This window comes from Falsiroseomonas sp., from assembly GCF_030695085.1.
Classification (GTDB): domain Bacteria; phylum Pseudomonadota; class Alphaproteobacteria; order Acetobacterales; family Acetobacteraceae; genus Falsiroseomonas.
In genome coordinates this window covers 1-9789 of the sequence record NZ_JAUYTS010000201.1, presented here as the reverse complement: position 1 = coordinate 9789, position 9789 = coordinate 1, and the positions used below count along the sequence as shown (strand labels likewise).

The window sequence follows — 9789 nt, the reverse complement described above, 5'->3', positions numbered from 1 at the left end:
TCCTCCGCACGCCGACCCGCAAGCTGGTGTTCTTCGGCGGGTTGGCGGCGGTGCTGGTGCTACCGCTGCTGCTGCGCTTCTGCGCCGCCGCCTGAGGTCAGCGCCGCCCGCGCCTGCGCCGCCAGGGCGCCCGCCGTGCCGAGATGCAGGTCGGTGCGACGGGCGATATCGGCCAGGGCCTCGCCCAGATAGCGGATGCGGTGCGGCGCGCCGAGCATCCAGGGATGGATGCCGAGGCCGAGCACCCGGCCGCCACGCGGTTCCGCCAGCAGCCGGTCCAGCGCCTCCGCCACCAGAGCGGGCCAGGCTGTCACCGGCACGCGGCGCAGCAGCAGCGTCTGCACGTCATCCCATTCACCGGGGGGCGGCAGGGCGAGCAGGCCGGAGGCGTGCAGATAGGGCTCCTCGTCATTCGCCCAGTCCAGGCCGTAATCGAAGCCGGCCTGCGCCAGCAGCCGCGTGGTGTGGGCGGTGGCGCCGTGGTCCTGCCCAAGCCAGCCGGTGGCGCCGGGCCAGAGCTTCGCCAGGCCGTCGCGGACCCGAGCTATTTCCGCGGCCTCATCGGATTCGGTCATCCGGCTGGTGGTCATGCGGCTGGCGGAGAGGCCGTGGGCGACCGGCTCGTAGCCGCGGTCACGGTAGGCCGCGACCAGTTCCGGGTGGCGCTGGGCGGCCAGCAGGTTCACGGCGACGCTGGCCGGCAGATGCAGGCGGTCCAGCAATTCCAGGATGCGCCAAGCGCCGATGCGGTTGCCGTAGTCGCGCTGGGTGTAGGTCGTCCAGTCCGGGTTGCCGCTGAAGAAGGCGCCGCGGAAACGCGGGTCGCGATGCGCATCCGGCGGCGGCTGGATTTCCGTGTGTTCCAGATGCAGCAACAGATAGACCGCAACGCGGCGCCCGCCCGGCCAGCGGAAATCCGGCCGTACCGGCTGCGCACTGTAGGGGTGGATCGCGTGATCCATGCCGCGGGGCGGGATCATCCGGCCAACGCCGCGTCGTAGTGCTGCGCGAGGTACCAATCCGCCATCTCCGCCCCGGTGGCGAACCACACGCCTTCATGCCGGCGGATATGCGCCAGCAGCGCATCGAGGAAGCGGATGCGGTGCGGGCGGCCCATGATGTAGGGGTGCAGCGCGATGCACATGACCCGCGGCTGCACGGCGCCTTCGGCATACAGCGTCTCGAACATGTCGATGCCCGCGCGGAGGAAATCCGCGCCCTCCGCCGCGCCGGCGCCGATCATCACCGCGTCGTTCAGGTCCATGCTGTAGGGGATGGAGACCAGCTTCCCGCTGCGCACGCGGATCGGGGTCGGCTGATCGTCGTGGTAGAAGTCGCACAGGTAGGAAATCCCGGCCTCCGCCACCAGGTCGGGCGTCGCCAGCGTGTTGGATGCGGCCGGCGAGAACCAGCCGCGCAGTTGCTTCCCCGTCAGGCGCTTCCAGGCGGCGACGCTGGCCTCGATCTCGGCGCGCTCGTCATCCTCCGGCAGATTCCAGTGGTAGCGGGTGTTGAACAAGCCGTGGCTGAACACGTCCCAGTCGCGCGACAGCATCCCGTCCAGGATCTCGGGAAACATGTCGCCGACGCTCATGGAGAAGGAGACGCTGCCGCGGATGCCGTGGGTGTCGAGGCAGTCCATCATGCGCCAGACGCCGGCCCGGTTGCCGTAATCCTTCAGGGAATAGGACAGCACATCCGGATGCGGCGTGCGCGGCCAGGGGTCGCGCGGGCTGCCCTGCTGGGCGGGCAGGAATTCGTAATGCTCGATATTCGGACAGACCCAGACCGCCAGCCGCGCGCCTCCCGGCCAGGTGAGCCTGGGCCGGAAGGGCAGCGGCGCGTGCGGGTAGCGCTCCTCGGGCGGGATCACGCGCCCAGTTGGTCCTTGATGAAGCGCCCACCTTGCATGATGGCGGACAGATGCTTGCCCTGGCCGGTCAGCAGCGACAGATCCTTCAGCGGATCGCCCTCCACCACCACCAGGTCGCCATGCGCGCCCGGCTCGATGGTGCCGATCTGGCCTTCCATGCGCAGCAGCTTCGCGGCGTGGACAGTGGTGGAGCGGATCACCTCCATCGCCGGCAGCACGCGGCCGCGGATGACGAATTCATCCGATTGGTGGCGGTGCATCTCAGCCAGCAGGTCGCTGCCATAGGCCATGGTCAGCCCGGCGCGCTGCATCTTCTCCAGGCTCGCCAGCCCGGCCAGCCGCACTGTGTCGATCTTCGCCACGCTCTCGGCGCCCAGGCCGTAGCTGGCGCCCTCATTCTTCAGCGCCTCGTAGGTCACCAATGTCGGGCAGGCGATGGCGCCGGCCTTGGCGGCCTTGCGGGCGGTGGCTTCCTCGATGAGGTTGCAATGCTCCAGGCTGCGCACGCCGGCATCCACCGCGCGGCTGATCGCCTCATCGGTGTAGAGATGGGCCGCGACATAGGTCTGCGCCATCTGCGCCTCCTCCACCGCCGCGCGCATCTCGTCCATGGAATAGCCGAGGAAGGCGATCGGGTCGGTGGGGGACGCCACGCCGCCATTGGCCATGATCTTGATGTAGTCGGCGCCAGCCTTGATCTCCTCCCGGCACGCCCGCCGCACCGCGTCGACGCCATCGGCGATCCGGCCGAGGCAGCCGAGGCGGGATTCGAGGTAGGCCATGTCCCGGCCATCATACCGCCCGCGGCCATCGGAATGTCCGCCGGTGGAGGAAATCGCCTTGCCGCACAGCACCATGCGCGGCCCGTCGAAGCCGCCTTCCTCCCAGGCCACCCGCAGCCCCTGCGTCGTGCCGCCGAGATCGCGGATGGTGGTGAAGCCGCGCATCAGCATGCCGTTCATGATGCGCGCGGCGCGGAAGGCGATGACGGCATCCGGCAGCAGCGCGTTCAGCCCGAAATTCACCGTCGTTGAAATCACATGCACATGCGCATCGATCAGACCCGGCATCAGCGTACGGCCGGCGAGATCCACCTGGCGGGCGCCGGTGGCGGAGATGGGCTTGTCCGAGACCTCCTTCACGCGTCCGTCCTCGACCAGGACATGCCCCTCGATCCCCCCATCGACTCGACCATCGAGGATGCGGGCATTGGCAAAGAGGGTGGCGGACATGGCGGTCTCCAGGCGATGATGCGGCAAGGCTAGACCATAAAAAACCAGGGGGGGAGACGGGGATGGATCGCGAGTCCTTCGAGGCGGCGCTGCCGCAGGCTGGCTTTACCGAAAGCGTCGCGCGGGACCTGCCGGCCGGCGATGCGACACCGGAACACAGCCACCCCTTCGATGCGCGGCTGCTGATCCTGTCCGGCTCGCTGATCCTGGACCAGGGCGGCACACGGCGGAGCTTTGGCGCGGGCGAGGTATGCGAGGTACCGCGCGACACGCCGCATGCGGAGATCGCGGGCGCGACCGGTGTCAGCTACATCGCCGGGCGGCGGCGGTGAAGCGTCAGAAGCCGATGCCCAGCTCCTCCAGCTTCGCCCGGATCAGCGCCTTGGGGACCTTGCCATAGCCGGATTTCGGCAGCGCATCCCACACCACCACCCGCAGCGGCTGCTTGTAGCGGGCCAGCAGCGGCGCGAGGTGGGCCAGCAGCGCGGCTTCCTCCACCGAGGCGCCGTCGCGGCAGACCACGCAGGCAATTCCGGCCTCGCCCCATTTCGGGTGCGGCAGGCCGACCACAGCCACTTCCGCCACCGCCGGATGGGTCAGGATCGCCTCCTCCGCCTCCCGCGGATACACATTCGATCCGCCGGAGATGTACATGTCGGACGCCCGGCCGGTGATGAACAGGAAGCCGCGCGTATCCAGCAGGCCGAGGTCGCCGGTGTGGAACCAGCCGCCGGCGAAGGCCGTGCGGTTCGCCTCCTCATTCTCGAAATAGCCGGCGAAGACGGCGGGGCCGCGCACGCAGATCTCGCCGATCTCGCCGGGCGGCAGGCGGGCGCCACGTTCGTCGAGGATGGCGATGTCCATGCCGGTGCGCGCCACGCCGCAACTGCCCGCATTTTCCCGCGTGTGCTGGTCCGGCCGCAGCACGGTGATGTTGCCGGTGACCTCGCCGAGGCCGAAATATTGCACCAGGCAGGGGCCGAGCCTGGCCAGCGCCTCCGCCTGGTCCGCCTGGTACATCGGCGCCCCGGCATAGATCACGTGGCGCAGGCTGGCATGATCGTGCCGGTCCACGCCAGCGTGGCGCACCAGGGCGGTCAGGATGGTGGGCACGGTGAACATGTTGGTCACGCGGTGGCGGGCCACCAGCGCCCAGGCCTCCTCCGGGTCCAGCTTGTCGCCGCGCAACAGCACCGTCAGCGCGCCGCGCGCCACTTGGCCGAGCTGATGGATGCCCGCGCCATGCGACAGCGGCGCCACAACCAGGGAGGCATCGCGCTCCGTCGTGCCGGGCACGAGGTCCGCCAAATGGTTGGTGACGACGAAGGCCATCTGGCCATGCGTCAGCACCGCCGCCTTGGGCCGGCCCGTGGTGCCCGAGGTATAGAAGAACCAGCAGGGATCATCCGCCGCCACCTCCGCCTCATGGTCCGGTGGTGGTGGCGTGGTGGCGGCCAGCAGCGCCTCATAGTCCCGCTCATCGCCGCTGGCATCGCCCACCGCGATCACCCGGCGCAGATGCGGGCTGGCCTCCCGCACCGCCGCGGCGTGCCCGGCAAAGCCCGCATCGCGCAGCATCACCACGGCGCGGGAGGAGGCGCCGAGATAGGCGACCTCCGAGGGCGTCAGCCGGTAATTGGTCGGCACCCAGACGGCGCCGGCCTTGAGGCAGGCGAACAGGCTTTCGAACATCGCGTTGGAATTGCGCGAATGCACCAGCACCCGGTCGCCCTTCGCCACGCCGAGGCCGCGCAGCGCCTGGGCGAGGCGGTCCACCCGCGCATCCAGCGCGGCGAAGCTCCAGCTGCGGTCGCCCCAGGCGAGCGCCGGCGCATCAGGAATGCGGCGCGCGGTCTGCGTCAGCAGCCGCCCGAGATTCATCGCCGTCGCCAGGCCCATCTTCCGCCCCTCGTCGCCTTTGCGACAGGATAGGGGGCAAACCGCTTCCGGCTCCATAACCACCGGCGGGGGGGGGCGTCAGACGGGACGGTCGCCCTTGTTCACCTTCAGCGTGCGGTTGTCGGCGGCGGGCAGCATCTTGGCCGGGTCGCGCGTGACCACGATGTCCAACACCGTGGGCGTATCCGTATTCTCCAGCCCCGCCCGCAATGCGCCGGCCAGCTTCTCCGGATCCTCCACGCGGATACCCTTGCAGCCCATGGCGTTGGCGATATTGGCGTAGTTCATCTCGACCAGATCGCTGGACTGGTAGCTGCCGGGGCCGAAGACCGCGTGCTGCAGCGCCTTCACATAGCCCGATGCCGCATTGTTGAAGATGCAGGCAACGATCGGCGCGCCGACTCGCCGTGCGGTCTCCAGATCTCCCATCGACATGTTGAAGCCGCCATCGCCGGTGAGCGAGACCACGCGCCGCCCCTTCCCCACCCCGATCTGCGCCCCGATGCCGCCCGGCACGCCGTAGCCGATGGAGGCAAAGCCGCGATCGGCGACGAAGCCGCGCCCGGCCCGCTTGGTGTCGAACAGCAGCCCGCCCCAATGCCCGGCGAAGCCGCCATCGGCGACCAGCACGGCATCCGCGGGCAGGATCTTGTTCAGCTCGCCCATCAGGCGGCCGACATTGATCGGCGATTCCACCGATTCCAGCCGGTCCTTCGCCGATTCGAGCCAGGCGGCCATGCGCTTCGGCACCTCGGCGCACCATTCGGCACGGCGATCCGCGCCCAAGGCGGAGAGGGGGCCGAGTTCCGCCAGCAGATCCTCCAGCCCGCAGCGCGCATCACCGACCAGCGCCACATCCTGGCGCGTGGTGCGGCCAATCTCCTCCGCCACGATGTCCAGGTGGATCAGCGGAACGCCCGGGGGCATCAGGGAGAAACGCTTGGTGGCGATCTCGCCCAGCTTGCAGCCCACCACCAGCAGGCAGTCGCTCATGCCGATCAGGTCATTGGCGATGCGCGAATAACGGCCGAAGACGCCGGCGGACAGCGCATGGTTGCAGCCCACCGCGCCCTTGCCGGACATGGTGTGCGCCACCGGAATGCCCTGCGCCTCGGCAAGTGCTGCCAGCGCCTCATACGCCTCGCTGATATGCACGCCGCCGCCGGCCAGGATCAGCGGGCGCTCCGCCTTGGCCAGCAGCGCGGCGGCGCGGGCCAGGTCGTGCCGCGCCGGGCGGGACCGGCGCGCCTGCGCCTTCAGCGTGCCGGGATCGAACCAGAAATCGGCCGCGTCGAAATCATGCTCGCCATGGGCGATGTCCTCCGGCACCGCGATCAGCACGGGACCAGGGCGGCCGGAGGTGGCGACCGCATAGGCGCGGCGGATGTGTTCCGGGATGCGGGAGATCACCTCGACGCGGATCGCCTCCTTCACCAAAGGCCGCAACACGTCGAACTGCCGTGCCTCCTGCGTCATGTTCTTCCAGGCGTGCTGCCGGTTGGCGTCGCCGATGATGGCGACCATCGGCATGCCGGCGTTGAACGCCTCCGCCAGCCCCGTCGCCAGGTTGGTCGCCCCCGGGCCGAGCGTGCCATCGGCCAGGCCGGGCCGGTTGGTGACGCGGGCATAGGCATCCGCCGCGAAGGCGCCGCAGCGCTCATCGTTGATCAGGTAGTGCTGCACGCCCAGCACCCGGCAGGCCTCGTAGAAGGGCAGAAGCTGGAAACCGCCCATGCCGAACATCGGCCCGGCCTCATGCAGCTTCAGCATTTCGGCGAGCGCGGCGCCGCCCGTCATGCGGCGGGTGGCATTGGCGGACAGAGTCCCAGGGGCTGACATGGTCACAGGCTCTCCAGCATCTTGGCGACGAATTCGCGGGTGGACAGGCCAACGCAGGCGCCCCGCAGCTCGGCGGGTTCATTGAGGGCGGAGATGTAGCCATCCTCCCAGCTGCTCATCGCGTCCCCGATCCGGGCCGAGAAGGCGGAGACGGTGGCGGCCGCGATGCCGCGCTCGGCCAGCGCCGGCAGGCGCGACAGGCCGGCGCGGTCGATGCCGATGCCAGCATCATTGTAGATGGCGGCGAGCACATCCGCCTTCACAGCGCTGCCCTTGCGGCCGCCGAGCAACCCGCCATGCGACCCGGTGACGATGATGCGCCCGGCATCCTCCGGCCCGACCAGCCCGTTGGAATCCAGCGCCACCACCTGTGCCGGGCCAGTGTCGTCGATCACCTGCCGCGCCTCATCCATCCCACCCGGCGCCTCCGCCGCCGGCAGCCTGGCGGCCACCAGCAGATCCAGCGCCACGGAAGCCTTCATGCCGATCACCAGCCCCAGGGCGGAGCCGGGGGCATTGACGTTGGAGAGCACGCCGCGTGCCAGCATATCCGCGCCATCGCCGATGCGGGCGCTGTCATGCGCCACCGCGGCGGCGGGGACGAAGCGGGATTCCAGCCAGAATATGCCGCCGACGCCCGCCCTCTCCCGCCCGATGCCGGCATCATGCAACAACAACCCGGCCACGCCGTGCCGCGCCGCATACCAGGCCGCATAGACCCCCCCATGGCTGCCGCAACAGGTCACCCGCCCGCGGGCCGCCGCATCCAGATGAGTCACGCTGTCGACCACCAACGGCGCCACATCGGCCATGTCTGTATCTCCCCCGGCTTGATTCCTTCGCCCGCTGCCGCATGCTCCGCAAGCCCCCCGGCCGACCGTCCTTGAAAGCACGGCATGAAGGGGGCGGGGCAACGGGGGAGCGCATGACCAAAACGGGCGACAATCGCGCGCGACTGATCGCGCTGTATACCATGATGTGCCGGATCCGCGCCTTCGAGGAAACCGCCCTCGCAGCCCACAAGGCCGGCGAGATCCCGGGCCCCCTGCATGTCTCGGTCGGGCAGGAAGCGGTGGCCGCGGGGCTTTGCCTCAATCTTCGGCCGGATGACCGCATCACCTCCAACCACCGCGGCCACGGCCATGCCCTGGCCAAGGGCGCGGGCGTGGCCGGGATGATGGAGGAACTGTTCGGCCGCGCCGGTGGGCATTGCCGCGGCAAGGGCGGGTCCATGCATATCGCGGATTTCAGCGTCGGCATGCTGGGCGCCAATGGCGTTGTGGCGGGCGGCATCCCGATTGCGGTCGGCGCCGCACAGGGGCTGAAGCTGCTGGGCTCCGATGCCATCGTCGCCTGCTTCTTCGGCGATGGCGCGATCAATCGTGGCCCCTTCCTGGAGGGGCTGAACTGGGCCGCGCTGTATCGCCTGCCGGTGCTGTTCGTGTGTGAGGATAATGGCGTGGCCGCCTTCACGGCCACGGCCAGCGTCACCGCCGGCCCCGGGGTTGCCGCCCGCGCGGCCTCGCTCGGCGTGCCGACGGTAGCGGTGGATGGCAATGACGCGGCGGCGGTGGATGCGGCGGCGGCCCGGCTGGTGGGCGAAATCCGTGCTGGCTCCGGCCCGCAACTGCTGCACGCCACCACCTACCGCCTGACCGGCCACACCAGCACCGACCCCGCCGCCTGGCGCCGCGCCGCCGATGTGGAGGCGGCGCAGGCGGCGGAGCCGGTCAGCCGCCTGCGCGACCGCCTGCTGTCCGAGGGCGTCACCGCCGCGGAACTCGACGGCATCAGGGGCGAGGCCTTTGCCGAAATGTCCGCCGCCCGTGCCGAGGCGCTGAGCGCGCCCTGGCCGGACCCGGCGGTGGCCTGGGAAGACGTGCAGGATTGCGGTGCGATGCAGGGGGCTGACTGAAATGGCCGAGATCACGCTTGTGGAAGCCGCCCGCCGCGCCACGCTGCAGGAAATGCGTCGCGACCCGAGCATCTGGGTGCTGGGGGAGGATGTCGCGCGCGGCGGGCTGTTCGGACAGTATCGGGGCTTCCTGGAGGAATTCGGCGAAAGCCGCATCGTCTCAACGCCGATCAGCGAAAGTGTCATCATGGGCGCGGGGCTTGGTGCCGCGCTGGTCGGCACCAGGCCGATCATCGAGATGCGGATCTTCGACTTCGTCATGTGCGCGATGGACGAGCTGGTGAACCAGGTCGCCAAGGTACGCTACATGTTCGGCGGCCAGGCGCGGCCCGCGGTGGTGATCCGCATGCCGCACGGCATCTGGCGCAACTCCGCCGCGCAGCATTCGCAGACGCTGGAAAGCTGGTTCACGCATATTCCGGGCCTGGTGGTGGTGGTGCCCTCGACACCCGCGGATACGGCGGGGCTGCTGGTGACGGCGCTGCGCAGCAACGACCCGGTGCTGTTCTTCGACCCGAAGAACCTGTTCCCGCTGACCGGCGAAGTGCCCGAGATCATCGCGCCGATCCCCTTCGGCCAGGCGCGCCATGCACGGCGCGGCGATGACCTGACCATCGTCACCTGGTCCGCCATCGTGCCGCAGGTGGAGGAGGCAGCCGGGATGCTGGCGGCGCGCGGCATCGCGGCGGATGTGCTGGATCTGCGGACGCTGTGGCCGTGGGACGAGGCGGCCGTCGTCGCCTCCGTTGCGCGCACCGGGCGGCTGCTGGTGGTGCATGAGGCGGTGACCACGGGCGGCTTCGGGGGGGAGATCGTGGCACGGGTCATCGAAAGGCTGGGCACGGCGCAGGTGAAGGCGGTGGCCCGCCTCGGGCAGCCGCGCGTGCCGGTGCCCTTCGCGCCACCACTGGAGGATGCGCTGAAGGTGGACACGGCGAAGGTGGTGGCGGCGGCGGAGGCGCTGATGCGCGGCTAGATGTTTGGTCCCAGGCTTTGATGGTGCATTCTTGTCGCCTGGATGGAGGGATGCG

Annotated in this window: 9 protein-coding genes; 3 read left to right on the top strand and 6 right to left on the bottom strand. The window is 69.8% G+C overall.

Features of this window, described 5'->3' with window-relative positions:
• Positions 1 to 59: 59 nt before the first annotated feature.
• The 3 genes from Q8S40_RS21280 to Q8S40_RS21270 are packed head-to-tail and all read right to left on the bottom strand — an operon-like array spanning position 60 to position 3105.
• Entirely contained in the window at positions 60 to 962 is a 903-nt protein-coding gene (locus Q8S40_RS21280) for a polysaccharide deacetylase family protein (RefSeq protein ID WP_305672004.1), read from the bottom strand.
• Between the two features lie 14 nt (positions 963 to 976).
• Positions 977 to 1873: a polysaccharide deacetylase family protein gene (locus Q8S40_RS21275; RefSeq protein ID WP_305672003.1), complete on the bottom strand. Its 897-nt coding sequence runs from the start codon at positions 1871 to 1873 to the stop codon at positions 977 to 979.
• On the bottom strand, positions 1870 to 3105 hold the full coding sequence (locus Q8S40_RS21270) for an amidohydrolase family protein (protein WP_305672002.1): 1236 nt from the start codon (positions 3103 to 3105) through the stop codon (positions 1870 to 1872). The genes Q8S40_RS21275 and Q8S40_RS21270 overlap by 4 nt, the downstream gene beginning before the upstream one ends.
• A 62-nt stretch (positions 3106 to 3167) precedes the next feature.
• Here Q8S40_RS21270 and Q8S40_RS21265 point away from each other — a divergent pair, with 62 nt between their 5' ends.
• Complete coding sequence (locus Q8S40_RS21265; protein WP_304814133.1) at positions 3168 to 3437, top strand: cupin domain-containing protein; 270 nt, start codon at positions 3168 to 3170, stop codon at positions 3435 to 3437.
• A gap of 4 nt (positions 3438 to 3441) precedes the next feature.
• Here the strand turns inward: Q8S40_RS21265 and Q8S40_RS21260 are convergent, their stop codons facing one another.
• Genes Q8S40_RS21260 through Q8S40_RS21250 form a run of 3 tightly spaced genes read right to left on the bottom strand, consistent with a single transcriptional unit; the run spans position 3442 to position 7655 of the window.
• On the bottom strand, positions 3442 to 5061 hold the full coding sequence (locus Q8S40_RS21260; RefSeq protein WP_305672005.1) for an acyl-CoA synthetase: 1620 nt from the start codon (positions 5059 to 5061) through the stop codon (positions 3442 to 3444).
• A gap of 21 nt (positions 5062 to 5082) precedes the next feature.
• Positions 5083 to 6843 carry a thiamine pyrophosphate-binding protein gene (locus tag Q8S40_RS21255; protein ID WP_305672001.1) on the bottom strand — a complete coding sequence of 587 codons (1761 nt, stop codon included), beginning with the start codon at positions 6841 to 6843 and terminating at the stop codon, positions 5083 to 5085.
• Between the two features lie 2 nt (positions 6844 to 6845).
• Positions 6846 to 7655, bottom strand: coding sequence for a hypothetical protein (locus Q8S40_RS21250; protein ID WP_304814135.1), 810 nt, complete (start codon positions 7653 to 7655; stop codon positions 6846 to 6848).
• A gap of 113 nt (positions 7656 to 7768) precedes the next feature.
• On the opposite strand from Q8S40_RS21250, the gene Q8S40_RS21245 reads away from it, so the two are divergent.
• Entirely contained in the window at positions 7769 to 8758 is a 990-nt protein-coding gene (locus Q8S40_RS21245) for a thiamine pyrophosphate-dependent dehydrogenase E1 component subunit alpha (RefSeq protein ID WP_305672000.1), read from the top strand.
• A 1-nt stretch (position 8759) separates the two neighbouring features.
• Positions 8760 to 9734 (top strand): alpha-ketoacid dehydrogenase subunit beta, encoded by a 975-nt coding sequence (locus Q8S40_RS21240; RefSeq protein WP_305671999.1) that lies wholly within the window; start codon positions 8760 to 8762, stop codon positions 9732 to 9734.
• The last annotated feature ends 55 nt before the right edge of the window (positions 9735 to 9789 follow it).

Bases quoted from the DNA above. Each gene is read 5' to 3' on its own strand.
- Q8S40_RS21280 (WP_305672004.1), bottom strand. From the start codon at position 962: ATGGATCACGCGATCCACCCCTACAGTGCGCAGCCGGTACGGCCGGAT.
- Q8S40_RS21270 (WP_305672002.1), bottom strand. From the start codon at position 3,105: ATGTCCGCCACCCTCTTTGCCAATGCCCGCATCCTCGATGGTCGAGTC.
- Q8S40_RS21265 (WP_304814133.1), top strand. From the start codon at position 3,168: ATGGATCGCGAGTCCTTCGAGGCGGCGCTGCCGCAGGCTGGCTTTACC.
- Q8S40_RS21260 (WP_305672005.1), bottom strand. From the start codon at position 5,061: ATGGAGCCGGAAGCGGTTTGCCCCCTATCCTGTCGCAAAGGCGACGAG.
- Q8S40_RS21255 (WP_305672001.1), bottom strand. From the start codon at position 6,843: ATGTCAGCCCCTGGGACTCTGTCCGCCAATGCCACCCGCCGCATGACG.
- Q8S40_RS21250 (WP_304814135.1), bottom strand. From the start codon at position 7,655: ATGGCCGATGTGGCGCCGTTGGTGGTCGACAGCGTGACTCATCTGGAT.
- Q8S40_RS21245 (WP_305672000.1), top strand. From the start codon at position 7,769: ATGACCAAAACGGGCGACAATCGCGCGCGACTGATCGCGCTGTATACC.
- Q8S40_RS21240 (WP_305671999.1), top strand. From the start codon at position 8,760: ATGGCCGAGATCACGCTTGTGGAAGCCGCCCGCCGCGCCACGCTGCAG.